Origin of the sequence: Virgisporangium aurantiacum (genome assembly GCF_016863635.1) — a bacterium.
GTDB classification, from domain to species: domain Bacteria; phylum Actinomycetota; class Actinomycetes; order Mycobacteriales; family Micromonosporaceae; genus Virgisporangium; species Virgisporangium aurantiacum.
Genome location: NZ_BOPG01000047.1, coordinates 47,607 through 73,692 on the forward strand (window position 1 = coordinate 47,607; position 26,086 = coordinate 73,692).

Sequence of the window (26,086 nt, forward strand, 5' to 3'; positions counted from 1 at the left end):
CCAGCACCACTGTGTCGGCTCCGGGGCACCGGGGACAATTGCCGGCATGTACTACGGGGTGTTGGGGCCGACGCAGGCCCGGTCGTCGGCGGGTGACGAGGTTGCGCTCGGGGGAACGGGCCTGCGGGCGCTGCTCGGCATGCTCGTGGTCGACGCCGGTCGCATCGTCGGCGCCGAGCGCCTGATCGACGGGCTGTACGGGGAGAACCCGCCGGCCGGTGCGGCCAACGCGCTGCAGTCGCAGGTATCGCGGCTGCGGCGGGCGCTGGGCGGCACCGGCGCGATCGAGTTCCACCCGGCCGGCTACCGGCTGGCCGTCGAGCCCGACGACACCGACCTGCACCGGTTCGAGCGGCTCGCGGCCGCCGGGCGGCGCGCGCTCGCCACGGGCGACCATGTGAGCGCGGCCCGCGACCTGACGGCGGCCCTGGACCTGTGGCGGGGCACCCCGTTCGCCGACGTCGGCGGCGCGCCGTTCGCGGCCGTGCAGGCCGCCCGGCTGGCGGAGGTGCGGCTCGGCGCGCTCGAAGACCGGGCCGAGGCCGACCTCGCGCTCGGGCGCGCCGCCGCCTGTGCCGCCGAGCTGGCGCCGCTGGTGGCGGCCCACCCGCTGCGCGAGCGGCTGCGGGGACTGCTTATGCGGGCGCTGGCCGCCTCGGGCCGGGCCGCCGAGGCGCTCGCCTCGTACGAGGAGGCCCGGGAACTGCTCGCCGACCAGCTCGGCACGAGCCCGTCGGAGCAGCTGTCGGCCGTCCACGTGGCTGTTCTTCGGGGTGAGAGCGCCGAACCCGGGCCACCGGCGGACGCCACCCCGCTGCGGGTGGCACCGCCCGCGCAACTGACCAGTTTCGTCGGCCGCGAGGCCGAACTGGACCGGCTGGCCGCGCTGCTCGCGCGGACCCGGCTGGTGACGCTCATCGGCCCCGGCGGCGCCGGCAAGACCCGCCTGGCGGTCGAGGCGGCCGCCCGCGCCAGCACCGGCGCCGGCAGCGAGGTGTGCTTCGTCGAGCTCGCGCCGATCGCCGACGGGGCCGACGTCCCGCGGGCCGTGCTCGGGGCGCTCGGCCTGCGCGAATCGGGCATGATCGCCGGGCCCGACCGCACCGGCCCGACGCGTACCGACGCCACCGAGCGGCTGGCCGCCGCCCTCGCCGGGCGCGACCTGCTGCTCGTGGTCGACAACTGCGAGCACGTGGTCGACGAGGTGGCACGGCTGCTGGCCCGGTTGCTCGGTGCCTGCCCGCAGCTGAAGGTGCTGGCCACCAGCCGCGAGGCGCTCGGCATCACGGGCGAGACGCTCAGCCCCGTCCCCCCGCTGAGCCTGCCCCCGGCGGAGGCCGGCGTGGCCGACGCCACCGCATACCCCGCGATCAGGCTGTTCGTCGACCGGGCCGCGGCCGTGCTGCCCGGCTTCCGCCTCGACCCGGCCAACCTCGAACCGGTCGTGCGGATCTGCCGCGCCCTCGACGGCCTGCCGCTCGCCATCGAGCTCGCGGCCGCGCGGCTGCGGGCGCTGCCGGTGGGCGAGGTCGCGGTGCGGCTCGACGACCGGTTCCGGCTGCTGTCCCGGGGGAGCCGCACCGCCGTGGCCCGGCACCGCACGCTGCGTGCGGTGGTCGAGTGGTCCTGGGACCTGCTCGACGAGGACGAGCGCACCCTGGCCCGCCGCCTGACCGTGTTCGCCGGTGGTGCCACGCTCGCCGCCGCCGAAGAGGTGTGTGGGGTCGACGACGTGGTCGACCTGCTGACCAGCCTCGCCGACAAGTCCCTGGTCGAGGCGGTCGACGGCGGCCGCCGCTACCGGATGCTCGACACCGTGCGCGCCTTCGGCGCCGAACAGCTCGCCGCGGCCGGCGAGGCCGACGAGCTCCGGGCCGCGCACGCCCGCTACTTCCTCGACGTCGCCCGGGCCGCCGGGCCGCACCTGCTGCGGTCGGAGCAGCTCGACTGGCTGCGCCGGCTCGACGACGAGTACGACAACCTGCACGCCGCGCTGCGGCAGTCGATGGTCCACGGCGACACCGGCCTCGCGTTGCGGTTGATCGCGGCGCTGACCCCGTACTGGTGGCTGCGCGGCATCCGGGGCGTCGGCGCGGAGCTGGCCGCCGAACTGCTCGCCGACCTGTCCGACGACCCGGTGCCCGGCCTGGAGGAGGAGTACGCGCTGTGCGTGCTGCACGCCGCCAGCGGTCCGCCGGTGCGCGACCTGCGGGTGCAGCTGAAGAACGTCGACGCGCTGATGAGCAGCCTGGAGGCGTTGCCGGAGCAGCCGTTCCTGAACGTGATGTGGGCGGTGAACAGCGGCCCGCCGATGGACGAGACCGAGTACCTGCTCGGGATGGTCCGCCGGTACGAGCTGGCGAACGACCCGTGGCTGACCGCGCTGCGGTACCTCGGGGTCGGATACGTGAAGTGGTACGGAGGCGACGGCGAGGGCGCGGCCGAGGAGTTCGCGGCGGGCGTCGCCCAGCTCCGGGTGGTCGGAGAGCGGTGGGCCCTGGCGACGACGCTGGCCGCGTCCGCCGACCTGGCCGACGCCCAGGGCGACCTGGCCCGGGCGGCGGCCCTCACCGACGAGGCGCTGGCCGTGGCGGCGCAGCTCGACGCCCCGGCGGAGGTGGCCGAACTGCTCTGCCGGCGGGCCGACCGGCGCATCGCCGTCGGCGACCTCGTCGCCGCGCGGGCCGACTACGAGCGGGCGGCCCGGCTCGCGCGCCGGTCGGGCGCGGCCGAACTCTTCGCGGCCACCGACGCCGGCCTGGGCATGCTGGCCCGGCTCGACGGCGACCTCGTCCGGGCCCGGGAGCTGTTCGACGCCGCGCTCGCGAACTGCCCCGCCGACGGCTTCGGCCCGTCCGCGATCCGCACCATGATCCTGGTGGAAGTGGGGCGGTGCGCCGAACAGGCCCACGAGACCGCCGAGGCCGAGACCTGGTACCGGCGGGCGCTCGACAACTCGCTGCAGCAGCTGAGCCCGTACACGGCGGCCGACGCGGTGTACGCGCTGGCCGACCTGTCGCTACGGAACGGCGACGCGGACACCGCCGCGACGCTGCTCGGCACGGCCCACCTGTTGAACAGCGGGATCGGCCCGGCCCGACCGGTCACCTCGGAACTCGCCGCGCGGGTGCGCGACGGGGCCGGGCCGGGGTACGACGCGGCCTACGAACGCGGGCAGCAGATGGATCACGAGTCGCTGCGCGCGTTCGTCAACCGTTACAACGTTTCCCGGTAGGTAGGTGCCCGCCGCGCGTTCGTGGCCTGCTCGAATGCGAACGCCACCGACACCAGCGTCGGCTCGCTCCACCGCCCGGCGAAGAACGAGACCCCGATCGGCAGGTACTGACGCGCGAAGCCGGCCGGAACCGTCACGTTCGGGTACCCCGACACCGCCGCCGGCGTCGAGGAGCCGATGAAGCCCTCGAAGTCGGCGCCGTTCTCCAGGTCGGTCTTCCACGCCGGTCCGTTGGTCGGCGCCATGATCGCGTCGAGGCGGTTGGCCCGGATCGTGTCGTCGATCGCGGCGCGGGCACCGTCGGTGGCGGCCGCGCGCTGGGCCTTGTAGGTCGGGTCGCTCAGGTCGCCGCTGGTCGCCTGCGCCTGCTCGAAGATCTCCTGGCCGAAGTACGGCATCTCGATCGCCGCGTTGCGGCGGTTGAACTCGATCAGCCCGGCCAGGTCGCCGGGGTGCGGCCCGGGCCGCCCCGCGAGGTACGCGTTGAGGTCGTGCTTGAACTCCACCAGCAGCGCTGGGTACTCGTTGGCGTCGACGACGTCGAGGCCGGGCAGCGTCAGGTTGTCGATCACCGTGGCACCCTGCCGGCGCAGCGCCGCCACGCTGGAGTCGATCACCGCGTTGACCGCGGCGTCGTTCACCGGGTTGCCGCCGCTGACCCGCCACACCCCGATCCGCTTGCCACGCAACGCGTTCCGGTCCAGCGCCCGCGTGTAGTCGCGCCGCACGTACGGGCCGGCCTCGATCGTGGCGGAGTCGCGCCGGTCGACGCCCTGGATCACCGAGAGCACGGCCGCCGCGTCGGTCACCGACCGCGTGATCGGCCCGGCCGTGTCCTGCTGGGCCGAGATGGGGACGACGCCGGAGCGGCTGACCAGCCCGAGCGTCGGCTTGATCCCGACCACGCCGTTGGCGCCGGACGGGCACACGATCGACCCGTCGGTCTCCGTGCCGATGGTGACGCTGGCCAGGTTCGCGGCCGCCGCCTGCCCCGAGCCGCTGCTCGACCCGCACGGGTTCCGGTCGAGCACGTGCGGGTTGTTGCCCTGCCCGCCCCGGGCGCTCCAGCCGCTGCTGGAGTTCGTCGACCGGAAGTTCGCCCACTCGGAGAGGTTCGCCTTGCCGAGCAGGATCGCGCCCGCGTCCCGCAGCTGCCTGGCCAGGTGCGCGTCGCGGGCCGGGGTCGACCGCACCAGCGCGAACGACCCGGCGGTGGAGTGCTGCCGATCGGCGGTGTCGACGTTGTCCTTGAGCAGCACCGGAACGCCTTCGAGCAGGCTGCGCGCGCCGTGCTGGCGGCGGTGCCGGTCACTCATCTGAGCGGCCTTCAGAGCGTCCGGATTCGTCTCGATCACGGCGTGGAGCCGCGGGTTCAGTGCCCTGATCCGGGCGAGGTAGAACGAGGTGAGTCCGGCCGAGCTGAGTTTCCGGTCCCGGAACGCCTTCTGCAGATCGAGGACGGTCGCTTTGTCGAGGTCGACGCCGCCGAAGCGCACCGCCCCGGAAGACGCACCGGCCGGGGTTCCCACAAGCGTGATGAGCAGGGTCAACAGCACCGGAAGGGCGAGCAGTCGCCTGGGTATCCGCATCGAGGCCTCCGAATCGACGGGTTCGACTGCGTATAGGTCTAGACCTATACGCGCCGGCACGCTACCCGACATGGATTTCGCAACTTTCCGTGATCACCTCCCACCGGTGCGCTATGGTGTCTGGCGTCACTCAGGCACCATCCGTAACCGAGGAGCTCGGTGACCTCAGAATTCCGGCATCCGGCCCTGTTCTACTCGGGTGTCGACGACTATCTCGCGGGCACGGTCCCGTTCGTGCGCGCCGGCCTCGTTGCCGGCGAGCCGGTCGCGGTCGCCGTACCACCGGAGAACCTGGCGATCCTGGCCGGCGGCCTCGGTGCCGACGTCGGCCTGGTGCAGTTCCTCGACATGGCCCGGGTCGGGCGCAACCCGGGGCGGATCATCCCGGGCGTGCTGCGGGCGTTCGTCGACGCGAATCCCGGCCGCCGGGTCCGCATCATCGGCGAGCCGATCTGGGCCGGGCGCACGGCGCTGGAGTACCCGGCCTGCGCGCAGCACGAGGCGCTGATCAACCGGGCGTTCGCCGGCCGCGACGTCGAGATCCTGTGCCCGTACGACACGAACGGCCTCGACGAGACCGCGCTGGCCGACGCCCGCGCGACCCACCCGGTGCTGATCACCGGCGACCGCGAGCGGGTCAGCGACGACTACGACCCCGACGGCGTCGTGGCCCGCTACAACCGGCCGCTCCCGCCCGCGCCGGCCGACGCCGCCATGCTCCCGTTCGACGTCGACAGCCTGGCCGGCCTGCGCCGCTTCGTGGTCACCGGCGCCGCCCTGCACGGCCTGGCCGAGGCGCAGCGCGACGACCTGGAACTGATGGTCGACGAGTTGGCCACCAACGCGGTGCGGCACGGTGCCGGCACCGGCGCGGTGCACATGTGGGCCGAGGGCGACCGGGTGTGGTGCGAGGTCCACTCCGGTGGCCGGATCGGCGATCCGCTGGCCGGCCGCGAGCCGGTACACGTCGACGCCGACCACGGGCGCGGCCTGCTTGTGGTCAACCATCTCGCGGACCTCGTGCGGGTCTACACCGGAACCGACGCCACCACCGTGCGGATGTGCCTCACCGTGCGGTTGGATGAGCAGCGTGTCGGATGAATCTGAGGTATTGACCGGCGCCGAGGCGCTGATGCGGACGTTCGTCGATGCCGGGGTCGACGTGTGCTTCATGAACCCGGGCACCTCCGAGATGCACTTCGTCGCGGCGCTCGATCGCGTGCCGGCGATGCGCGGCGTCCTCACGCTGTTCGAGGGGGTGGCAACCGGCGCGGCCGACGGCTTCGGCCGGATCGCCGGCCGCCCCGCCGCCGCGCTGCTGCACCTCGGCCCGGGCCTCGCGAACGGCCTGGCCAACCTGCACAACGCGCGCCGCGCCCGCACCCCGCTGGTCACCGTGGTCGGCGAGCACGCCACGTTCCACCAGCAGTTCGACGCGCCGCTGCAGAGCGACATCGCGGCACTCGCCGGCCCGGTCTCCGGCTGGGTGCGCACGTCGAGCAGCGTCGTCGGGGTCGGCGCCGACGCGTCCGCCGCGGTCGAGGCCGCGCTCACGCCGCCGGGCGGCGTCGCCACGTTGATCGTTCCGGCCGACCTGAGCTGGTCGCCGGGCGCGGCCATCGGTCGGCCGCCGGGCCCGCGCCCACTTCTTTCGGTGGACGCCATGAGCGTCACCGGAGCGACCACCGCTCTGAGAACGACGAAGTCCGCCCTGCTCCTCGGCGGCGCGGCGCTCCGCGAACCGGGCCTGACGGCGGCCGCCCGCATCGCCGCGGCCACCGGCGCCCGCCTGCTCTGCGAGACGTTCCCCGCCCGCCTCGAACGCGGTGCCGGCCTGCCCGCCGTCGAGCGGATCGCCTACCTGCCCGAGCTGGCCACCCAGCAGTTGGCCGGCCTCGACACGCTGGTGCTCGTCGGAGCCGCCGAGCCGGTGACGTTCTTCGGCTACCCCGACACCCCGAGCCGCCCCGCCCCGACGGGCTGCGTGACCCACGTGCTCGCCCGCCCGGGCGACGACGCCGTCGCCGCCCTGGAGGCCCTGGCCGACGACCTCGGCGCGCGCGATCCGGCCCCGGTTGCGCCCGCCGGCAGTCTTACGGATCCGACCGGCGCCCTGGACGTCACCTCGTTCGCCGCCGCGATCGCCGCCACCCTGCCCGAGAACGCGATCGTGGTCGACGAGGCGAACACCTCGGGCGTCGCCGTCCCCGCGGCCACCGCCGGCGCCCCCCGCCACGACCTCCTGACGTTGACCGGAGGCGCGATCGGCCAGGGCCCGCCCGTCGCCGTGGGCGCCGCGATCGCCGGCGGCGACCGCCCGGTGCTGAACCTCCAGGCCGACGGCAGCGCCCTGTACACGATGCAGGCCTGGTGGACCCAGGCCAGGGAGGGCCTGAACGTCACGACGGTGCTGCTGAACAACCGCGCGTACGCGATCCTCCACCATGAACTGTCGAAGGTGGGAGCGGTTGCCGGCGGCACCCGCGCGAAGGCGATGCTCACCCTCACCGACCCCACCCCCGACTACGTCCACCTGGCCCGGGGAATGGGCCTCACCGCCGGCCGCGCCCGAACCGCCGACGACCTGGTCAAGCTCCTCCGCCACGCCTACACCGAACCCGGCCCCCACCTCATCGAGGCCGTCCTCTGACCGCCGCTACCAGGTGACCGGTTTGCCGGCCGTGTACAGCCAGGTTTGGAAGAACGGGCGCAACGGTTGGCGGGAGATCTTCTCGGCCAGCGCGATGAAGTCGCCCGTGCTCGCGTCACTGTTCCGGTGCAGCGCGTACCACGCCTTCAGCAACGCGAAGAACGACCGGTCACCGATCTTCTCGCGCAGCGCCTGCAGCGTCAGCGCGCCCTTGTCGTACACCGACGCGACGAACAGGTTCGTGGCTCCGGGGTCGGCGACGACGTTGCGCCACAACGATGCCGTGTCGGGACGGGCGTACAGGGCGTCGAACTGGGCGGCGGCCGTGGTGCCGCCGTTGTGCTCCTCCCACAGCCACTCGGCGTAGGTGGCGAAGCCCTCGTTCAGCCAGATGTCCTTCCACAGCGACGGGCTGACACTGTTGCCGTACCACTGGTGCGCCAGTTCGTGTGCCACCGTCGACTCGCTCGGGGCACCCGAGTAGATGGGACGGGTCTGGGTCTCCAGCGCGTATCCGGCGTCCTCGTCGTCGTCGATGATCGCCCCGAACGAGGAGAACGGATAACGCCCGAAGACGTCGTTGAAGTAGGAAATGATCGAGCTCGTCCGCGCGATGCCGTCGTCGGCCGTGTCCGGCAGGTCGCGGTCGACCGCGTCGATGATCGGCAGGCCGTTCGGGCCGCGGCTGAACCGCAGGTCGTAGTCCCCGATCGAGGCGGTGGACAGGTAACTGGCCATGGGGTCGCGGGCGTGCCACTTGAACGTCGTCCAGCCCCGTGAACTGCGCCGCCCGACCAGTTCGCCGTTGGCGACGGCGGTCTTGCCGTCGGGCACGGTGATGGTGAAGTCGTAGGTGGCCTTGTCGGTCTGGTGGTCGTTCACGGGGTACCACGTCGACGCGCCCTCGGGCTCGTTGGCCACGAACGCACCGTCGGCGTACGACACCCAGCCGTAGAGCGCGTCGGTGTTGTCGGTCGGCTGGCCCGTGGTCCCGTCGTAGCGCACCACCACGGTGAAGTCCGCACCACGGCGGAGATCGCGCCGCGGCGTCACCGTCAGTTCCTGCCCGTCGCGGGTGAACGCGGCCGCGCGACCGTCCACCGTTATGGATCGCACGGTGAAGCCCCGCAGGTCGAGGTTGAAGCTCGAGAGCGCCTGTTCCGCACGCGCCGAAATGGACGTGACCCCGACGAACGCCTTGGTCGCCGGCGTGTACCGGATGTCGAGGTCGTAGTGGCGCACGTCGTACCCGCCGTTGCCGGCCAGCGGGAAGTACGCGTCGCCGACGCCCGGCGCACCGGGCCTGGCCGCGCTCGCGTCCGCGGGCGTGGCGATCAGAAGTGCCACCGCGGTCGCAACCGCGGGCAGTGCCAGCCTTCTCATCGTGTGGACAGTAATGGCACAGTCGGAACCGTGAAAGACGCGGAATGCGAGATCCCGCCGGACCAAACCGGTACCAGAACACTCATCGCGGTCTTTGCCGGGCCGGTCGCCGACCAACTGCTGCATTTCGGTCGCCACGCCGGGTTCCGCACGGTACTGGTGGATCCGAAGGGTGACATCACCGCCATTCCCGGCGACGACGACGCCGACATCGTGATCGCCGACCACCACCGCCCCGAACTCGGGCAGGTGCTCAAGGAGGCGCTCGCCGGCCGGTCCCGCTGGATCGGCGTCATCGGCAGCCCGCGCCACCCGGCGCCGCACCCGGCCGCGCTGAAGGAACTCGGCGTCAGCGACGCCGACATCGCCCGCGTCCACCGGCCGATCGGCCTCAACATCGGGTCGCGCACGCCGGGCGAGATCGCGATCGCCACGCTGGCCGGGTTGATCGCCGACCGCAACGGCCGCCCGGGCGGTTTCGAATGGTAAGTACCTCCATCGGGCTAAACGTGTAGCGGGATCGTCACATCTCCATACGCTGAAAGACATGGCCAGCGATGAGGACGCCAAGGACGACGGCTACACCGCCCCCGAACTCGCCGACTCCCGCTGGCTGCACCACGCCGAGGCGTTCGCCAGCACCAGTTTCTGGTCGGTGGCCCGGCGCCTGCCCGCGATCGTCAGGGAATCGGTCGGCATCGCCTGGACCGCCAGCAAGCGCGACACCGTCGCCGCGATCGGCCTGAACCTCGTCGGCGGCGTGATGACCACGCTCGGCCTGCTCGCCACCGCGGGCGTCCTGCGGGAACTGTTCGCCGCCGGCCCCACCCCCGACAAGGTGCGGGCGGCGATGCCCGCGCTGATCGTCGCCGCCCTGGCCACCGCGGCCAAGGGCGGGCTCACGATCGCCGCGGGCTGGGCGCAGGCCCGGATGGCGCCGCAGATCAACTTCGCCATCGAGATCCGCCTCTTCGAGGCCACGACGGCGGTGGAGCTCGGCGCGTTCGACGACGCCGGCTTCGCCGAGGACATGGACCGCGCCCGCGAACGCGGCATGGCCGAGGCGGCGTCGCTGGTGGACAGCACGGTCAACCTGGTCACCGGCGCCGTCGGCGTGGTGGCCACCGCGACGGCGGTCACCGTGATCGAGCCGCTGCTGCTGCCGTGCCTGATCCTCGCGTCGCTGCCGTCGGCGATCACGGCGGTGCGGGTCGCGCGGCGCGAGTACGTGACACTGCTCAGCCGCATCACCCGCCGTCGACGGCTGTGGATGCTCGCCAACCTGATGGCCAACCGGCTCACCGCCGCCGAGGTGCGCACGTACCAGATGCGGGGCTTCCTGCTCGGTGAGTACCGCCGCATCATGCACTCGGAGACCGGCGCGCTGCTGTCGCTCGTCCGCACCCAGACCGGGACGCGGCTGGCCGGCGCCGTCTTCAGCGGCGGCGCGGCCTTCGCCCTCTACGCCGCGCTCGGCGGCCTCCTCCTGGCCGGCAACATCCCGCTCGCCGCGGCCGCCACCGCGCTGATCGCCCTGCAACAGGCCAGGATGAGCCAGTACACCGCGATCTACGCGGCGAACATGCTCTACGAGGACGCGCTCTACTACGGCGACTACCGCGCGTTCCTCGACCGGGCCGAGAACCACCTCCCGAAACCCGGTGGCACGCCGGTCGAGGGCTTCGACGAGATCCGGCTCGACGACGTCAGCCTGCGCTACCCCGACACCGACGCACCGGCCGTCGACGGCGTCTCGATGACGCTGCGACGCGGCCAGGTGATCGCGCTCGTCGGCGAGAACGGCTCCGGCAAGTCGAGCCTGGCCAAGCTGATCGCGGGCCTCTACGAACCCGCGGAGGGGGTCATCCGCTGGGACGGCGTGAGCATCACCGATCTCGACCGGGCCAGCCTCGCCCGGCACGTGGCCGTCACCACGCAGGACTGGTGGAAGTTCCCGTTCACCGCCGAGCAGAACATCCTGATCGGCCGGCACGACCGCACCGGCGACGGCGGCCCGTCGATCACCGACGCCGCCCGGTCGGCCGCCGCCCACGACATGATCGAGAAGCTGCCGTTCGGCTACGAGACGCTGCTCGACCGGGCGTTCAAGAAGGGCCATGACCTGTCCGGCGGCCAGTGGCAGCGGCTGGTGTCGGCGCGCGCGTTCTACCGCGACGCCGCGCTGCTGATCTGCGACGAGCCGTCGTCGGCCCTCGACGCCCGCGCCGAGCACGCGATCTTCCAGCAGCTCCGCGCCGATCCGGCCCGCACGATCGTGCTCATCACGCACCGGCTGGCCAACGTGCGGCACGCCGACCACATCTACGTGCTGCACGAGGGCCGCGTCGTCCAGCACGGTGGTCACGACGCGCTCATGGACCAGGGCGGGCTCTACCGCGAGCTGTTCGAGCTCCAGGCGAGCGGCTACCGCGCGTCGGTTTAGGTCAGATGCGCCAGTCGCGCGCCATCCGCATTTTCAAGATCATTTGTGACGTCGTGAGCGTACTCTTTCGAGTCGTCGCGGGGCCGGTAGCCGAGTTCCTGGCGGGTCGTCGCGTCGTCCCACATGGTGCCCGTGTTGGCGGAGATCCCGTGGTAAACGCCGTACCTCGCCGTGCTCGCCGGCGGGGCGGTCAGCGCGGCCTCCACCAGGCTCACGACGTCTCCGAAACTCAACCACCCACCGAGCCAGCTCCTGGCCTCCGGGCGCCGCGCGACCCCGCCCAGCCGGAGGCAGCGCACCGACAGACCGTGCAGGTCCGCGTAGACGCGGCCGAGCGTCTCGCCGAACACCTTCGTCGCGCCGTAGGCGCAGCACGGGTACGGCGGCAGGTCCGTGCCGATGCCGGTGCGGCCGGCGTCGAGGTGGCCGCCCATCGCGTGCAGGGAACTGGCCAGCACGACCGTCGTCACCGTTGCGCTGCGTGCGGCGGCGTCGAGCACGTTCACCACCGCGTCGGCGTTCGGGCCGCGCAGGTGCTCCCAGGTGGTGTCGGGATCGGCGTTGGCGGCCAGGTGCACCACCGCGCCCGCTCCGGCTATGGCCCGGTCGACGAACGCCCTGTCCCGCAGATCGCCGTCCTCGATGTCGGTCGGACGCAGGTCGTAGCGGTCCTTCAGGCCCGCGACCACCAGGCCGCCGACCAGCCCCGCCGCACCCGTGACCACAACCGGAAACTCGTTCGCCATGGGATGATTTCAGCACGTTGCGTGCGTATTCATGGGAAGGAGGGATGCCCGTGGAGCCGCTCAAGCCCCGTGACGTGCGCGCGGTCGCGTTCAGCAAGCCGCCCCCCGGCCGGCGCGGCTACGACGAGACCGAGGTCGACTCGTTCCTCGACGCGGTGGAGCAGACGCTCGCCGTCCTGTACCACCAGATCGCCCTGCTCCGGGGCGAACCCACCACCCCCGGCGGCGTGGGTGCCCGGGCCGGTGGGCAACTGGCGCTGCCGGCCGGCCCCAGCAACGGCGCGCTCGTCCACGTGAACGGCGGACCCACCGCCTCGGAACGGGCTATCCTCGCCGAACTCGACCAGATCAAGCTGCGGCTGGCCCGGATCGAGAACGCCGTGACGATCCGGTAGCCGTTGCGGTTACCGCGGTCAAAGGGCGACACGAGGGTTGTGGCCCCGGTGTCCGTCCGGTACTCAGAGATTTACGTATTTCTTTCCGCTGTCTCTTCCCGCTGCCGGAGGGCCCGCTGTGCGTATCCGATCCGTCGTCGCCGCTCTGGCCGCGATCGTCACGGTGGGCGCTGCCGGCGCGGTGGCCGCTCCCGCGTACGCGGAGCCGCCCGACCCCGCCGCGCCGGCGCGGGCCACCCGCGAACCCGGCAACGGTCCCGAGCGGAACGAGGTCGCCGCCACCGATCCGCCCGCCGCGGTCTTCTCCGCTGCCGCCTCGCCCTTGACCACCGAGCAGTGGCGCCAGCGCGGCTACCCCCGCCAGCAGGTGCTCCGCGTGTTCCCGGAGAACCCGGCCGACTCGGCGATCAAGCTCGGCCTGCTGCCCTACCACGCCGTCGCGCCGAAGCTGAACGCGCTGCAGGCGCTCGGCGACCGCGTCTCGGTCGAGGTGATCGGCCAGACCGCGCAGGGCCGCGACCTGTACCTGGTGACGGTCACCGCGCCCGAGAAGGCCGAGCAGACCCGCCAGCAGGACGCGTGGCGCCGTCTCATCGAGGACAATCCTCGCGCCGCCGCCCGCGATTCTTCGTTGAAGGCCCGGTACAAGGCGCCGGTCTGGATCAACGGCAACATCCACGGTGACGAGTACGAGGGCCTCGACGGGTCGATGCGCCTCATCGAGAAGCTGGCGACCGCGACCGATCGCGCCACCGCCGAGCTGCTTTCGCGGATGCGCCTGTACTTCACGGTCACCAACAACCCCGACGGCCGGGTGCTCGGCCAGCGCCCCAACGGCAACGGCTTCGACATCAACCGCGACTTCGCCACGTCGTCGCAGCCGGAGTCGCGGGCGATGCGCGACGTCGGTATCGCCACCCAGCCGCTGGTGATGCTCGACGAGCACGGCTACGTCGGCCCCACGCTGATCGAGCCGAGCACCGCGCCGCACGGCCAGAACTACGACTACGACCTGTACATCAAGCACGCGTACCCGAACGCGCTCGGCATGGAGAAGGCCATCCAGGCGCTCGGCTACCCGGAGACGGCGCGGGCCGACATCCCGTTCCGCGACTACGCCCCCGGCGACTGGGACGACTGGCCGCCGATCTTCACTCCCATGTACGCGATGTACCACGGCGCGATCGGGCACACCGTCGAACTGCCGCTGCGGGTCAACCGCGGCGACTACCAGACGCTGCCGGTCGAGGAGCTGCAACGCCGGGCCCGGATCAACGTCGACGTCGTCGAGGCGACCATCCGCGCCGCGGTCGGCTTCGCCGACACCAACCGCGCCGCCCTGATCGGTGATCAGATCGAGCTGTTCCGGCGCGGCTGGGAGGGCGAGAGCCAGCGGCAGATCCCCGACGGTTACGTGCCCGGATTCGGCCCGGAGGACCGGTTCACCACCACGTTCCCGCGGGCGTACGTGATCCCGGTCGGCACCGGCCAGCGGTCCGAGCAGGCGGCCGCCCGGCTGGTCGACCACCTGATCGCACACGACATCCGGGTCACGAAGGCGGTGCTGCCGTTCTGGAACGACGGCAAGTTCTACCCGGCCGGCTCGTACGTGGTGAACATGCACCAGCCCAAGCGCGGGTTGGCCAACGCGATGCTGGAGGCCGGCCGCGACCTGTCCGCGCTGGTTCCGCAGATGTACGACATCTCCGGGTGGAGCCATCGCCTGCTGTGGGGCGCGAGCGTCGAGATCGTGCGCGGCAGGTACATGCCGGCGATCACGGTGCCGATCAGCGTCGCGCGGCCCACCGGCGGGCTGCCGTCGCCGTCGGGTCGCGACCTGATGCTGACGATCGTCTCGGAGAACGACGTCCGCGCCGCGAACGCGCTGCTCGAGATGGCTGTGCCGGCCCGCTGGACGTCCAGCGGCGCGCTCCTCGTGCCGGCCGCGCACCGCCGCGCCGCCGCCACGGTGGCCGACCGGTACGGCGTCCGGTTCACGTCGGCGCCCTACGGGGCCACCGGTGCCACCGTGCGCCGCCCGGTGCTGGCCGCCGCGGCCGGCTCCGACGAACTGTTCACGCTGCGCGAACTCGGCTTCGACGTACGCACCGTTTCAACCGCGTCGCTCAACGCCGGCACCGAGCTGGCCGGCATCGACGTCCTCTACGTGTCCTCGGGCCTGACATACACCGCGCTCAATGCCAGTGCCCGCGCCCGCGTCGACGAGTTCCTCGCCACCGGCGGCGTGGTGACCCGCGGCGCCACCGGTGCCCGCTTCAACGCCGACGCCCACCTGCTCCCGGTGACCGCCGTCGCCGGCCGCGGCGACGCCAACGGCGTGGTCTCGTTGACCAACGGACCGGGCCTGCTCGGCAACGGCGCGACGACCACCGCGTTCGTCTACTCGCCGTTGTTCTTCACCAACGTCGGCCCGGGCGTCTCGGTCGAGCAGCGCTACGCGCCCGGCAACCCCCTGATCGCCGGCCACTGGCTCCCGAACGCCACCGGCGCCGGCGGTCCCGAACAGGCCGCCGGCCAGGCCGCGGTGGTGTCCGGCTTGGCCCCGGCCGGAACGGCGACGGTACTGTTCGGCACCGAGCCGATGTTCCGTAATCACCCGAAGGGCACCTTCGCCCAGGTGGCGAGGGCCGCGTTCTGGGCCACCGCCGCAGTACCCGCCCAGGTCTAACCCGTCGCCACACCTCTCAGGCAGTGGGTCCACAGCGGACCCACCGCCGCTGATCTTGCAGTTGTGCACGCCGAAAAACAGGCGAATTCCAGACGAAAGGGCGGGCACAACTGCAAGATCGAGAACCGAGCACTGTCCTCCGGCGTCGATCTTGCAGTTGTGGTGCCTTGTTCGCCCGTATTTGCCCGTGTTTGCGGCCCACCACAACTGCAAGATCGACTCGCCTGGGGCGGTCACAGCAGCTGTCACTGTTCCTGAAACGGTGATCTTGACCGGTCGACCTGACGACGTCAGCCGCCGCGCAAACAGGCCCACCCGTCACGTGCCGTTGCGGCACCGACCACACCCAGGATCGTGCCGAAGCGGTAACAGATGTCAATTTGCCGGTTATGGATATGCCGGCAACGTCGCATACTACGTTGCGTGCAGGGGGAGAACGACCGGATCGACGCCAGGACCAATCTCGGGAAGGACGCCGAAGAGCCCGCGGCCGAGCACCAACCCATCGACAAACCGCAACCCGCCGACGAGCCAGTTGCCGACGAGCCAGTTGCCGCCGAGCCAGTTGCCGCCGAGCCAGTTGCCGCCGAGCCAGTTGCCGCCGAGCCAGTTGCCGCCGAGCCGGTTACCGCCGAGCCGGTTACCGACGAGCCAAGTACTGACGACCCGGTTGCCGACGACCCGGTTGCCGAGCCGGTTGCCGCCGAGCCGGTTACCGCCGAGCCGGTTACCGCCGAGCCAGCCGCCGTGGGCCGACCCGCCGAGGCCTCAGCGGCCGAGGATCCGGTAGTCGAGGGCGCATCGGCCAGGGATCCGCAATCCGAGGATTCGGCAACCGAGGCCCCGAAGACCGAGGCTCCGCAATCGGAGGCAGCCGGAAAGCCGGGATCCGAGGAGCCGAACCCGAGCGAACCCGCAGCTGAGGAGCGTGGACCCGAGCACCCGCCCGCAGGGCCGCCAGCCATCGCAGCCCCAGCCCTCGCCCCACCCCCCGCCCTGGCCCCGGCCGTCGAATCGCCGGAGTCCGAGGACGCGCGATCCGAGGATGACCAGGCCGCGAGCGCACGGTCCGAGGACGCCGAGCCCGAGAGCCTGCGGTCCGAGGATGCGCGATCCGAGGATGCCCAGCCTGAGGACGCCCAGCCCGAGGACGCCCAGCCCGAGAGCGCGCTGTCCGTGGTTCCGCTCCCCGAGGAGCCCCCCGCTGGTTTGGCCCAGGCCGGGAAGCCGGCCGCCTTGCAGCCACCCGCCGCAGGCGCGGCGCTCCCTGCCGCTGAGGCGACATCCGCCACCGAATCGCCCGGCGCTCAGACACCAAGTGCTGCTGAGCCAACCCCGACCGCTGCCGCAACCCCGGCCGTGTCGGCCGAGCCAACCCCAGCCGTGTCGGCCGAGCCAGGCCCGGCCGCATCGGGCGAGCCGACCTCGGGCGAGCCGACCTCGGGCGAGCCGACCTCGGGCGAGCCGATTCCGGCTGAGTCCACCCCGGCCCGGGTTTCTGATGCGGCCCCAGCAGCCCTCGATACACCTCGCGCCGTCGACCCGCCCGCCGCTGGCCAGCTGCCCGTCTACACCCCGCAACCCCTGAGCGGCCCGGCCATCCCCGGTGCCACCCCGCCCGCAGCCTTCGTCCCCTACCCCGCACCGCCGGTCAACGTCGAGCCGATCTTGCGTCGGGAGGCGGATCGGCGTCAGGCGTGGTTGGTCGGCGTCTTCACCGTGATTCTCGCGATCATGGTGGCCGTCGGGATGTATGTGGGGTTGGACGCGCTGGAGGAGAGCGGGGAGACGGCCGCTCCGGCGGCTACGCGGTCTTCGGCGCCGGCGGTGCTGACGCCGGAGGAGTACCAGCAGATGTTGGCGTCGGCGGATGCCGCGCTCGCCGCGTCCTTCGGGCGGTTCGCGACGGCGCCGGGGCCGGCGGCGCTCGACTCGACAGCGACGTCGCTGGCCTTGGCCATCGACGCGGAGACGGACAAGCTTTCGGCCGTGCGACCGCCGGCGCCGGCTAAACAGGCGCACGAGTTGCTGGTCAACGGGCTGAACCAGCTGCAGTGGGAACCGTCGGGGGTCGACATCGAGGGGCGGGTGGACGGTGCTTCGTGCACCGGGCCGGCCGGAGCGGCCTCGGTGGCTCGGACCACGCCGGCCGTCCTGGTGCGGGCGGCGGCCGAGCAGCTCAAGGCGGTTGACGCGCGGTACGTGTTCGGCACGTTCCTGCCGGCGCCGACCGAGCTTCTGACCCGGCAGCTGGGGAACGGTACCTACCTGAAGCGCACGTCGACCAATGGCTCGGGGCTGCTGAAGGTCAACAACGAGGGGCCCAGGGACACCGCCGTCAGCCTGGTTCTGGCGGGGGAGACCGCGCCGCGGCTGACCGTTTACGTGCGTGCCAAGTCGTCGTTCACGGCGCGTGGCATCACCGACGGCAACTACCTGGTCTTCACGACGGCCGGCGTCGACTGGGATTCGAGCATGCGCGTGTTCAGCCGCGACTGCGAGTTCATGAAGTTCACCGACCCCCTTGAGTTCAAGACGAACCGGGGCACCTACACCGAGTGGACGATCACCCTCTCGCCGACGGAGAGCGGCAACGCCACGGTGGAGGACGTCGACGCCGAGTCGTACCCCACGGGATGACGGCGCCCGCCATGGCAGGCTGGCCCGCGTGAAGATCTCGCCGTTGCTGACCCGCAACGTGACGGGCGTCTGGGGTGACGCGGGCCGCAGTTGGCTTGCGGGCCTGCCCGCCCTGCTCACCGAGGTGCTCGACCGGTGGCGCCTCACGCCGGGCGACCCGTTCGCGCTGACCTACCACTGGGTGATGGCGGTGACCCGGGAGAGCGGCGAAGCCGCCGTGCTCAAGCTCGGCGTACCCACCTCGGAGCACCTGCGCGTGGAGGCCACCGCGCTCCGGACCTGGGCGGGCAACGGCGCCGTGCGGCTGCTCGAACACGACCTCGACCGGGGTGCGCTGCTCATGGAACGGGCCGAACCCGGGACGCGGGCGGCGACGCTCGTGCCGCACGACGACGCGACCGCCACCGGCGTGCTGCTCGACGTGATGCACGGCCTGCACGCCACCCCGCCACCCGCGACGGGGATACCGGACCTGCGCGACCTGGCAGGAGGCTTCGCCCAATACCTGCACCGGTTCCCGGACGGCGGACCGCTGCCGGAGCGCTGGGTGCGGACGGCCGCCCGGCTGTTCGACGAGCTCTGCGACTCGGCGCCGGCACGGGTGCTGCTGCACGGCGACCTGCACCACGACAACGTGCTCCGGGCGGGCCGCCGGCCCTGGCTCGCGATCGACCCGCACGGCTACGTGGGCGACCCCGGCTTCGACCTGGGTTGCCTGCTGTACAACCCCGATCCGGGCGCGCCCGAACCCGACGCCGTGGCGTTGCTGCCGGCACGGCTGGAACAACTCACCGCCGGGGCCGGCCAACCGCGCGAACGCGTGGTGGCCTGGGGCTTCGTGATGGCCGTGCTCTCGGAGGTGTGGACCTGCGAAGACGGTGGCGAACCGGACGGCAAGCCGCTCGACGTGGCGCGGGCGCTGGAACCCCTGCTCTAGCGGGACCACGCTCGAGGAGCCGGGCGTGGCAGGATTCGCCGGGTGCTGGAAATGGACCTGGAGCGATTCGTCGCGGAGCACTCGTCGGCCACGTCGCTGGGGCTGTACGGCAGCAGCGATCCCGCCCGCGGGTTGGCGGCGTTGGACGCGGCCGCGCGTGCGGTGGGCGGCATCCCGCACCCCGACGAGCCGAACCACTCCCTGCCGAACTGGTGCACGGCGGTCATGCGTGAGGGCGTGCCGGTCTTCCACCTCGACATGCAGGACAACCGTGACTACGCCGGCCGGGTGGCGCGCATCCTGCTCGACAGCATCGCGGCGGCAGGCGCCGACGGCCGGTTGGAGCCGTACCGGTGGCCGGATCCCGGCTACGAGGCCGACCACCGTGCCGGCATCTTCGAGGGGGAGCGGACCAACCTCGACGGACGCGGCCTGCTGCCCGGCTTCCCCGACGGATTCCCGGTGCCCGACGACGCCGAACCCGTGCTCGCCCAGCGCCTGCCCGATGGTGGTGAGCACGTCGCCTGGCGCCGCGACGGCGCGCCGCTCGCCGACTATCCGCAGCGCCTGCGGGCGTTCGGCTGCGAACTCGGGCCGGCATCGGCAGGTAACCACACCGAGGCGTTGGGCATGGCGCGCCTGGCACTGTGGCGGGACGGCGCGGGCGGCACGCTCTCGCTCTACCGCGAACCACGCTGGCCCGGCCATCCGCCGACCCGCTGGTACGCCAGCGTGGTGTGGCGGCCGACCGCCGACCGTCCACCGGAGACGGTCGACGGCCCACCCGGCGGCTGGCCCGGGCCACCGGAGTTCGACGCCGCGGCCGCCCGTCGCCTGGCCGCGTCGCTGGTGCCGGCCGAACACGCCGACGGGGTCGCGATGCTGCTCGCCTTCGGCGAGGCGAACGGCGTGCTCGAACCCGTGATGCGATCGGTCGGCCGGGGGCCGGCCGCGCTCACCCACCTCGCGGCGCACGCCGCCCCGTTCGTGCGCCCGCTCGCCGACCGGCAGCGGGCGGCGATCCGCGACGTCTCGATCGTGCTGACGGCCAACTGGGCCGTCGCCGGCACCACCCACCACGTGAAGCCGCCGACGGTGGCGGTCGACGCCGACGGCTTCCGGTACGAGGCCACCGCGCGCGGCCGGTTCCTCACCGTGCTCGACCCGGCCGGCACGGAGGTGGCGGAGACCGTGCTGTCGATCCTCGAACCCGCCCGCTTCCTGCAGAACCTGCTCCGCGACCTGCGCGCCGGCCGGCGCCCCGACCCGGGCCTGCTCGCCCGGCTGCTCGCCGACCTCGACCCCGACCGGGTCGCCGCGGCGACCGGGGCGTGCTGGCTGATCCCGGCGGCCGCTCATTGACCGAGGAGTTTGTAGACGTTCTCCGGCGCCTCGACGATGTCACCGGCGGATGGCCGGTCGACCACGACCGGTTCGCCGAATCCCGAGTACGTCGTGTCGGTGGTGATGGCGGGAATGCCGCCGGACGCGGGAACCGTCACCGACACCCACGTCAACCGCCCCTGCGGGCCGAACCGGGCCTGCCACTGCGCGTTCTTCAACCCGTCGCCTAACGCGCCGGCCACCTCGGGCAGCACGCTTCCGCCCGTGGACAGGTCGACCGTGCCGCGCAGTTCATCCGGCCCGGTGCGCTCGATCGACGTGAGCGCGGAGACCAGCGCGAGCTTGCCGCTCAGGTCGTCGGGGCCGCCGACACCCACCGCCCGGAACGACGTGAGCCGCCGCCCGTCGATGTGCGCCCACCGACCGCTCGGCACGCCCGGCAGCGCCGGCACGTCGAACCGCAGGTACACGTCGGTGCCGAGCACGACGACGTCGGTCTTCGTGGCCTTTCCGGCGGCCGCCGACGCCGACTGCGTGAGCCGCATGGCCCGGCGGCCCGGATCGGCGACTCCCTCCGACGTGCTCGAGACGCTGTTGAGCGTGGAACTGCCGGCGATGCGGAACGTCGCCGAGTTCAATGCCTTGATGCCGGCGAGAAGTTGTTCCTTGGGATCGGCGGGGGACCGGGGGGTCGACGAGACAACACCCCTGGAACCGCAGCCACCGACGAGCGCCAACGCCGTGATGAGGGCAGCAAACATCCTGATAACACGCATGTGGTCCTCCCCAGGACAACGCCGGAAATCCGACGCCGGAGGCCGACGATAGCAACCCGTCGCGCAGCGTGCTGCCCCACAAGCGGAGCGTTGTAGTTGATCAAAGAAGGCTTAAAAAGAGATCAAGCCAGAGCGGCCACCGCCGCGTCGAGACCGCCACGCCAGACGACCCCGGCCTCGCTGAATCCCGCCTCCCGCAACGATTTTACGTGCCAGCCCGACGGCGGGTGCCACTCCGCGCTGTGCCCGCCCGGATAGATCTGCTTCCGCTTCTCCACCAACGGTGCCAGTGCCGGATCCAGCGCCACCCGCTCCCACCACGCCGTCCATGACAGCCGGGCGCCGGTGGCGTACAGCGCCTCGCGTCGCGCCCGCGCCCACTCCTCGGTGCGTGCGTTCAACAACGGCAACGACTCCTCGGGCATGTGGTCGGCGTTGATGAACACGCCACCCGGACGCAGCACCGACCGGATCTCTCCAAAGAGGACGGTCAGCCGCTCGGGCTGGAACCAGTGCAGCGCCGTCGCGGTGAGCACCGCGTCGTAGGGCCTGTGCGGCAACACGTTCACCCACGACGGGTCGTTGAGGTCGGCGGAGACCACGGTCGCCCGGCCGGCCAGGGACGCCTCGGCGAGCGTCAGGAGCACGGGATCCTGATCGACCACAGTGGATACGAGCGCCGGGAACCGGGCCAGCGCGCGCAACGTGATCGACCCGGTTCCGCCGGCGAGATCGAGCACGCGCGGCCCCGAATCGCCGGCAACCGCCGAGACCGTATCCAGCATCGCCGCGATGCGGTGCTCTCGGTCCGGCATGAACCCCTCCTGCTGGCGGTCCCAGCTCTCCTGCCACGCGGAAGCATCAAAGACGTAAGGAGTCATAGTCAGTAGGCTACTTACACGAAAAACCAAAGTCCAGGGTGGGACCATGAACGAATGCTGGAAGCGGCATTCTGGGGATTCGTGGGCGGGTTCGCCCTGCTCGTCGGCGCGGTGATCGGCCTCAAAGCGCGGCTGCCGCAGCGCGTGGTCGGCGGCGTGATGGCGTTCGGCGCGGGCGTGCTCATCAGCGCCGTCGCGTTCGACCTCGTGGAGGAGGGCTTCGAAAAAGCCGGAACCGGGCCGGTGCTCGGCGGGCTCGCGGCCGGCGCGCTCACGTTCTTTCTGGGCGACGCGATCATCGACCGCCGGGGTGGCGACCAACGCAAGCGGTCGGGCGGGCAGCAGGCGGCGGGCGCCTCCGCGGCGATCGTGCTCGGCGCCGTGCTCGACGGCATCCCCGAGTCGGCCGCGATCGGTGTGTCGCTGCTCGGCGGCGGCACCGTGAGCGTCGCCGTCGTGGTGGCGGTCTTCCTGTCGAACGTCCCCGAGTCGTTGTCGGCGGCCGTCGGCCTGCGCACGGCCGGCCACTCGGCGCGCGCGATCCTCGCGCTCTGGTCGGTGGTCGCGGTGGTCAGCGCGGTCGCGGCCGCGCTGGGTTACGCCCTGCTGGGTGACGCGTCAGCAGCGTCCGTCGCGGTCGTGCAGGCGTTCGCGGCCGGCGCCATCCTGACGATGCTCGCGGACACGATGATGCCCGAGGCGTTCCAGGACGACGGCCGGCTCACCGGTCTCCTCACCAGCGCCGGCTTCGTCACGGCATTCCTGGTCAGCCATCTGTGAGCGCGGTCAACGCCGCATCGACGTCACGATCGGTCGTGTAGATGTGGAACGACGCGCGGACGCGTCCCGCCCGCACCGCCGCGCGGATGCCCGCCCGCCGCAACCGTTCCTCGGCCTCGGGCACGTCGACCACCGTGATCGCGCTGTCGCCCGGCGGCAGCCCCAACCCGTCCCGGAAGCGGTTCGCCAACCGCACGTTGTGGGCGTTGATCGCCGCGACGCCGATCTCCTCGATGACCTCCAGCGCCGGCGCCGTGCCGGAGTACACCGGCCACGACGGCGAGATGTCGAACCGCCGCGCCGATGACGCGAGCCGCAACGGCCCGCCGTAGTAGGAATCGTGCACGTCCTCGCCCGCGTACCACCCGGCCGCGAACGGCACGAACCGCTCGCGCACGTGCGGCGCCAGGTACGCGAACGCGCTGCCGCGCGGCGACATGAGCCACTTGTAGGCGCTGGCGGCCACCACGTCGGCGAGCGACCCGTCGAACGGCAGCCAGCCGCACGCCTGCGTCGCGTCGACGACGACCAGCGCGCCATGTGCGCGGGCCGCGGCCACGACGGCGGCGTAGTCGGCCACCGTGCCGTCGGCGGACTGCACGAGGCTGAACGCCACAACGTCCACAGTGGAGTCGATGCGGTCGGCCAACGAAGCCGCCGGCACGGTCCGCACCGGAGAACCGACCAACCACGGGAACAGGTTCGACGTGAATTCCCCGGCGGGCACGAGGAAACGGCGTCCGGCGAGCCCGGCCGCCACCGGCGCGAGGACCTGGGACGCCTGCGCGCCGACACACACGTCTGCCGAGGGGACGCCGATGAGCCGCGCGAACGACTCCCGCGAGCGCTGGGTGGCGGTGTCCCAGCCCTCCCACGAGGTCCGGCCGACGCGCCAGTCGGCGAGCATCGCCTGCATGGCCTCGAAGGCCCGCCGGGGCGGCAGGCCGTAGCTCGCGGTGTTCAGCCAACCAGGAATCGGATCCCACATGATCCAGACCCTACTGTATTCCTTGACAGGCATATGACCGAAGGGGAATATAAACAGGTGGACGCGTTCACCGCACTCGCCGAGCCGACCCGGCGCCGCATTCTCGACCGCCTGCGGCTCAAAGAGCACACCGTCGGCGATCTGGTCGACACGCTCGCGCTCAGTCAGCCGGCGGTGTCGAAACACCTGAAGGTGTTGCGCGAGGCCGGGTTCGTGAGTTCCCGCGTGGCCGCGCAGCACCGCGTCTACCGCATCGAGGTGACGCCGTTCAGCGAACTGGACCGCTGGCTCGAGCCCTACCGCCAGCTGTGGACCCGGCACCTCGACCAGCTCGAACAGCACCTGGAGACGATGGAGGAGTCATGACATTCGAACCCGGCCCGATCGCGCCGATCAGAAAAGAAGACCGCTGGACGCTCGTGTTCGTCCGCGACCTCAGGCACCCGCGCCCGAAGGTGTGGACCGCGCTCACCGATCCCGCGCACCTCGACGCGTGGTCGCCGTTCCGCACCGACCGCGACCTGGGGACCACCGGCCCGGCGACCCTGACCATGGTCGACGGCGCGTACGAGGTCGACACCCCGGCCGTCGTCGAGAAGGCCGACCCGCCGGCCCTGCTGGAGTACCGGTGGGGCGACGATCTCCTGCGCTGGGAGCTGGCCGAGGTCGACGGCGGAACCCGGCTCACGTTGCGGCACACCGTCCAGGCCGAGGACCAGTTGCCGAAGGTCGCCGCCGGCTGGCACATCTGCCTCGACGTCGCCGACCGGTTGCTGGCCGGTAACCCGGTACCCGTGATCCGGGGTGCGGAGGCGAAGAAATACGGTTGGCAGGACCTGGCCGACGCCTACGCTGCGAGGCTGGACCTCGAGGAGGACGCTTGATCCGTTACGAATGGCGCGGCGAGTTCACCAACGACGCGCTCAACAGGCTGCACGCCGACGGCTTCGGCCACCGGTTGCTCGACGACGACTGGTGGGGCCAGGTCAACCGGCACAGCCTCGGCTGGGTGGTCGCGTACGACGGCGACGAGCTGGTCGGGTTCGTCAACGTGCCGTGGGACGGCGCCATCCACGCGTTCATCATCGACACGCTCACCGCCGTCCGGCTGCAGCGGCAGGGCATCGCGACGGAACTCGTCGCGATCGCGGCCCGCGAGTCCTCGAAGGCCGGGTGCGAGTGGTTGCACGTCGACTTCGAGGACCACCTGGCCGGTTTCTACTTCGAGGCGTGCGGGTTCGAGCCCACCCAGGCGGGCCTCATCGCCCTTCAGTAGCTAGTCGCGGCCTTCCCACGTACACACGCAGATCTCGTTGCCCTCGGCGTCGGCGAGCACCCAGAACGCCGGCGCCGCCACGTCGGTCACCATCGTGCCGCCGGCGGCGAGCGCGGCCTCGATGCGACCCGGCGCCTCGGCGGGCGACACCGACATGTCGAAGTGGATGCGGTTGCGCTGCGGCCGCGGCGCGTCCATCTGCTGGAACCAGAGCGCCGGCGCCTGGTCGTACGGATCGACCAGCGGGTCGGTGGGTCCGGTGTGGCCGGGCTCGTCGACGTAGCCGAGCACGGCCTTCCAGAACGGCCGGATCGCGGCGATGTCGATCGCGTCGATCGCGATCTCGAGCATCTGCACCGGCCGCGCCGACGACGCCCGGCCCGGTTCGGTGCGCAGGCCGTGTTCGGCGAGCGCGGCGGTGATCCGCCGCACCAGGTCGAGGTCGGTGTCGGTGATCCGGGCGACGGTGCGCGTCTGCACCGACACGATGAGCCGATCGGCCCGCACGTCGAGCCAGAGGTGCCCGTCGGCGTCGTCGCCGGCGGCCGCGGTCACCCGCTCCGCCGCGCCGGCCGCGGCCGCCAACGATGCCACCGGAACCGCGGTGCGCACGAGTCCGAGCATGTACCGCCAGCCGAGGTCGTCGACGGCCGCCGAGATCACGGCGCTCTTCATCTGTTCGCTCACCCGGCGACCTTACCGCCAGTCGGGCGAGCGGCCGACCAACGCCAGCAACCGGTCGAGGTCGGTGGCGTCGGGCGCGGCCGCCAGGCGCGGCGCGAACGCCGCGGCGGGTTCGGCCCGCCCCGGCCCGTCGGGCACGGCCTCCGCGAGGGGCAGCGCGGCCCGCACCAGATCGGGTGGAAGATCCAGGGGGACGCCGAGCGCGCTCGCGACGTCCCACGTGTGCACGACGTAGTCGAGGCAGTGGAACCCGATCGCCCGCTCGCCCCGGAACGTCACCTCGGTACTGAACTCCGGCAGCGCGAACCGCGCGCCGGCCGCACCCGGTTCGGCGAACGCCGCGACCACATCCTCGGCGGCCGCCGCGTACGCCGCCACCGGGTCGTCGCCCAGCGGCGCGACCTCCCACACCCGCGGGTCGGCGCCGGCGCCGCGGGCCGCCGCGGCGAACCCGCGGTGCTGCACGGTCATGTGCGCGATCAGGTCGCCGAGTGTCCACTGTGCACACGGGGTCGGCCCGCCGAGAGCGGCCGGCTCGACCAGCGACACCACCCAGACGCTCTCCGCGACCGCCCGGCGGTCGAGCTCGATAATATGCATGCGCTTACGATCTACAAGTGCACACGGTATGTCAAGGCGTATCGTGTGAC

At 72.1% G+C, this 26,086-nt stretch carries 22 protein-coding genes; 14 read left to right on the plus strand and 8 right to left on the minus strand.

Annotation, left to right across the window (positions count from 1 at the left end; translation table 11 throughout):
- Positions 1 to 46 precede the first annotated feature (46 nt).
- Positions 47 to 3,235, plus strand: coding sequence for an AfsR/SARP family transcriptional regulator (locus tag Vau01_RS34880; protein WP_204001846.1), 3,189 nt, complete (start codon positions 47 to 49; stop codon positions 3,233 to 3,235).
- On the opposite strand, the gene Vau01_RS34885 is transcribed toward Vau01_RS34880, so the two are convergent.
- Positions 3,217 to 4,824 carry an amidase gene (locus Vau01_RS34885; RefSeq protein ID WP_204001860.1) on the minus strand — a complete coding sequence of 536 codons (1,608 nt, stop codon included), beginning with the start codon at positions 4,822 to 4,824 and terminating at the stop codon, positions 3,217 to 3,219. The two genes, Vau01_RS34880 and Vau01_RS34885, sit on opposite strands and share 19 nt — an antisense overlap.
- 159 nt (positions 4,825 to 4,983) lie before the next feature.
- On the opposite strand from Vau01_RS34885, the gene Vau01_RS34890 reads away from it, so the two are divergent.
- A complete protein-coding gene (locus tag Vau01_RS34890) occupies positions 4,984 to 5,925 on the plus strand; it encodes an anti-sigma factor RsbA family regulatory protein (protein WP_204001862.1) in 942 nt (313 codons plus the stop codon).
- On the plus strand, positions 5,915 to 7,474 hold the full coding sequence (locus Vau01_RS34895; protein ID WP_239152097.1) for an acetolactate synthase large subunit: 1,560 nt from the start codon (positions 5,915 to 5,917) through the stop codon (positions 7,472 to 7,474). The genes Vau01_RS34890 and Vau01_RS34895 overlap by 11 nt, the downstream gene beginning before the upstream one ends.
- A gap of 6 nt (positions 7,475 to 7,480) precedes the next feature.
- Here Vau01_RS34895 and Vau01_RS34900 read toward each other — a convergent pair whose 3' ends face one another.
- Positions 7,481 to 8,857, minus strand: coding sequence for a M1 family metallopeptidase (locus tag Vau01_RS34900; protein WP_204001866.1), 1,377 nt, complete (start codon positions 8,855 to 8,857; stop codon positions 7,481 to 7,483).
- Positions 8,858 to 8,887: 30 nt separating this feature from the next.
- On the opposite strand from Vau01_RS34900, the gene Vau01_RS34905 reads away from it, so the two are divergent.
- Positions 8,888 to 9,346 (plus strand): XdhC family protein, encoded by a 459-nt coding sequence (locus Vau01_RS34905; protein ID WP_239152098.1) that lies wholly within the window; start codon positions 8,888 to 8,890, stop codon positions 9,344 to 9,346.
- Positions 9,347 to 9,404: 58 nt separating this feature from the next.
- Entirely contained in the window at positions 9,405 to 11,300 is a 1,896-nt protein-coding gene (locus Vau01_RS34910) for an ABC transporter ATP-binding protein (protein ID WP_204001868.1), read from the plus strand.
- Here the strand turns inward: Vau01_RS34910 and Vau01_RS34915 are convergent.
- Positions 11,297 to 12,046, minus strand: coding sequence for an NAD-dependent epimerase/dehydratase family protein (locus Vau01_RS34915; RefSeq protein WP_204001870.1), 750 nt, complete (start codon positions 12,044 to 12,046; stop codon positions 11,297 to 11,299). The two genes, Vau01_RS34910 and Vau01_RS34915, sit on opposite strands and share 4 nt — an antisense overlap.
- A gap of 50 nt (positions 12,047 to 12,096) precedes the next feature.
- Between Vau01_RS34915 and Vau01_RS64765 the strand changes: the two genes are divergently transcribed.
- The 5 genes from Vau01_RS64765 to Vau01_RS34940 all read left to right on the plus strand — a co-directional run bounded on the left by Vau01_RS64765 (position 12,097) and on the right by Vau01_RS34940 (position 20,069).
- Positions 12,097 to 12,441, plus strand: a complete 345-nt coding sequence (locus Vau01_RS64765) for a DivIVA domain-containing protein (protein WP_275423983.1) — start codon at positions 12,097 to 12,099, stop codon at positions 12,439 to 12,441.
- A gap of 118 nt (positions 12,442 to 12,559) precedes the next feature.
- Positions 12,560 to 15,130: a M14 family zinc carboxypeptidase gene (locus Vau01_RS34925; RefSeq protein ID WP_239152099.1), complete on the plus strand. Its 2,571-nt coding sequence runs from the start codon at positions 12,560 to 12,562 to the stop codon at positions 15,128 to 15,130.
- A gap of 423 nt (positions 15,131 to 15,553) precedes the next feature.
- Positions 15,554 to 17,770: a hypothetical protein gene (locus tag Vau01_RS34930; RefSeq protein ID WP_204001875.1), complete on the plus strand. Its 2,217-nt coding sequence runs from the start codon at positions 15,554 to 15,556 to the stop codon at positions 17,768 to 17,770.
- Between the two features lie 28 nt (positions 17,771 to 17,798).
- Positions 17,799 to 18,707 (plus strand): aminoglycoside phosphotransferase family protein, encoded by a 909-nt coding sequence (locus Vau01_RS34935; protein ID WP_204001893.1) that lies wholly within the window; start codon positions 17,799 to 17,801, stop codon positions 18,705 to 18,707.
- Between the two features lie 51 nt (positions 18,708 to 18,758).
- Positions 18,759 to 20,069 carry a hypothetical protein gene (locus Vau01_RS34940; protein ID WP_204001894.1) on the plus strand — a complete coding sequence of 437 codons (1,311 nt, stop codon included), beginning with the start codon at positions 18,759 to 18,761 and terminating at the stop codon, positions 20,067 to 20,069.
- Here Vau01_RS34940 and Vau01_RS34945 read toward each other — a convergent pair.
- Together Vau01_RS34945 and Vau01_RS34950 are read right to left on the minus strand one after the other, a co-directional pair.
- Complete coding sequence (locus Vau01_RS34945; protein ID WP_204001896.1) at positions 20,063 to 20,827, minus strand: hypothetical protein; 765 nt, start codon at positions 20,825 to 20,827, stop codon at positions 20,063 to 20,065. The genes Vau01_RS34940 and Vau01_RS34945 overlap by 7 nt on opposite strands.
- A 122-nt stretch (positions 20,828 to 20,949) precedes the next feature.
- Positions 20,950 to 21,708, minus strand: a complete 759-nt coding sequence (locus Vau01_RS34950) for a class I SAM-dependent methyltransferase (RefSeq protein ID WP_204001898.1) — start codon at positions 21,706 to 21,708, stop codon at positions 20,950 to 20,952.
- Between the two features lie 54 nt (positions 21,709 to 21,762).
- Here Vau01_RS34950 and Vau01_RS34955 point away from each other — a divergent pair, with 54 nt between their 5' ends.
- On the plus strand, positions 21,763 to 22,488 hold the full coding sequence (locus Vau01_RS34955; RefSeq protein ID WP_204001901.1) for a ZIP family metal transporter: 726 nt from the start codon (positions 21,763 to 21,765) through the stop codon (positions 22,486 to 22,488).
- On the opposite strand, the gene Vau01_RS34960 is transcribed toward Vau01_RS34955, so the two are convergent.
- Positions 22,475 to 23,476, minus strand: a complete 1,002-nt coding sequence (locus Vau01_RS34960) for an aminotransferase class V-fold PLP-dependent enzyme (RefSeq protein ID WP_373320345.1) — start codon at positions 23,474 to 23,476, stop codon at positions 22,475 to 22,477. The two genes, Vau01_RS34955 and Vau01_RS34960, sit on opposite strands and share 14 nt — an antisense overlap.
- Positions 23,477 to 23,533: 57 nt before the next feature.
- On the opposite strand from Vau01_RS34960, the gene Vau01_RS34965 reads away from it, so the two are divergent.
- Genes Vau01_RS34965 through Vau01_RS34975 form a run of 3 tightly spaced genes read left to right on the plus strand, consistent with a single transcriptional unit; the run spans position 23,534 to position 24,752 of the window.
- Positions 23,534 to 23,842 carry an ArsR/SmtB family transcription factor gene (locus tag Vau01_RS34965; RefSeq protein ID WP_239152100.1) on the plus strand — a complete coding sequence of 103 codons (309 nt, stop codon included), beginning with the start codon at positions 23,534 to 23,536 and terminating at the stop codon, positions 23,840 to 23,842.
- Positions 23,839 to 24,360: an SRPBCC family protein gene (locus Vau01_RS34970; RefSeq protein WP_204001907.1), complete on the plus strand. Its 522-nt coding sequence runs from the start codon at positions 23,839 to 23,841 to the stop codon at positions 24,358 to 24,360. Before Vau01_RS34965 ends, Vau01_RS34970 begins: the two co-directional genes overlap by 4 nt.
- A complete protein-coding gene (locus Vau01_RS34975) occupies positions 24,357 to 24,752 on the plus strand; it encodes a GNAT family N-acetyltransferase (protein WP_239152101.1) in 396 nt (131 codons plus the stop codon). The genes Vau01_RS34970 and Vau01_RS34975 overlap by 4 nt, the downstream gene beginning before the upstream one ends.
- On the opposite strand, the gene Vau01_RS34980 is transcribed toward Vau01_RS34975, so the two are convergent.
- Together Vau01_RS34980 and Vau01_RS34985 are read right to left on the minus strand one after the other, a co-directional pair.
- The gene (locus Vau01_RS34980; protein WP_239152102.1) at positions 24,753 to 25,439 is read right to left on the minus strand and encodes a VOC family protein; all 687 of its coding nucleotides are present in this window, start codon (positions 25,437 to 25,439) and stop codon (positions 24,753 to 24,755) included. It abuts the gene before it with no gap.
- A gap of 9 nt (positions 25,440 to 25,448) precedes the next feature.
- Entirely contained in the window at positions 25,449 to 26,036 is a 588-nt protein-coding gene (locus Vau01_RS34985) for a TIGR03086 family metal-binding protein (protein ID WP_204001910.1), read from the minus strand.
- Positions 26,037 to 26,086 lie beyond the last annotated feature (50 nt).

What these genes read in the sequence shown, in the direction of transcription:
- Vau01_RS34955 (WP_204001901.1), top strand. Translation starts at nt 21,763, where the DNA reads ATGCTGGAAGCGGCATTCTGGGGATTCGTGGGCGGGTTCGCCCTGCTC.
- Vau01_RS34950 (WP_204001898.1), bottom strand. Translation starts at nt 21,708, where the DNA reads ATGACTCCTTACGTCTTTGATGCTTCCGCGTGGCAGGAGAGCTGGGAC.
- Vau01_RS34880 (WP_204001846.1), top strand. Translation starts at nt 47, where the DNA reads ATGTACTACGGGGTGTTGGGGCCGACGCAGGCCCGGTCGTCGGCGGGT.
- Vau01_RS34945 (WP_204001896.1), bottom strand. Translation starts at nt 20,827, where the DNA reads ATGCGTGTTATCAGGATGTTTGCTGCCCTCATCACGGCGTTGGCGCTC.
- Vau01_RS34910 (WP_204001868.1), top strand. Translation starts at nt 9,405, where the DNA reads ATGGCCAGCGATGAGGACGCCAAGGACGACGGCTACACCGCCCCCGAA.
- Vau01_RS34900 (WP_204001866.1), bottom strand. Translation starts at nt 8,857, where the DNA reads ATGAGAAGGCTGGCACTGCCCGCGGTTGCGACCGCGGTGGCACTTCTG.
- Vau01_RS34985 (WP_204001910.1), bottom strand. Translation starts at nt 26,036, where the DNA reads ATGCATATTATCGAGCTCGACCGCCGGGCGGTCGCGGAGAGCGTCTGG.
- Vau01_RS34915 (WP_204001870.1), bottom strand. Translation starts at nt 12,046, where the DNA reads ATGGCGAACGAGTTTCCGGTTGTGGTCACGGGTGCGGCGGGGCTGGTC.
- Vau01_RS34960 (WP_373320345.1), bottom strand. Translation starts at nt 23,476, where the DNA reads ATGTGGGATCCGATTCCTGGTTGGCTGAACACCGCGAGCTACGGCCTG.
- Vau01_RS34940 (WP_204001894.1), top strand. Translation starts at nt 18,759, where the DNA reads ATGGACCTGGAGCGATTCGTCGCGGAGCACTCGTCGGCCACGTCGCTG.
- Vau01_RS34970 (WP_204001907.1), top strand. Translation starts at nt 23,839, where the DNA reads ATGACATTCGAACCCGGCCCGATCGCGCCGATCAGAAAAGAAGACCGC.
- Vau01_RS34885 (WP_204001860.1), bottom strand. Translation starts at nt 4,824, where the DNA reads ATGCGGATACCCAGGCGACTGCTCGCCCTTCCGGTGCTGTTGACCCTG.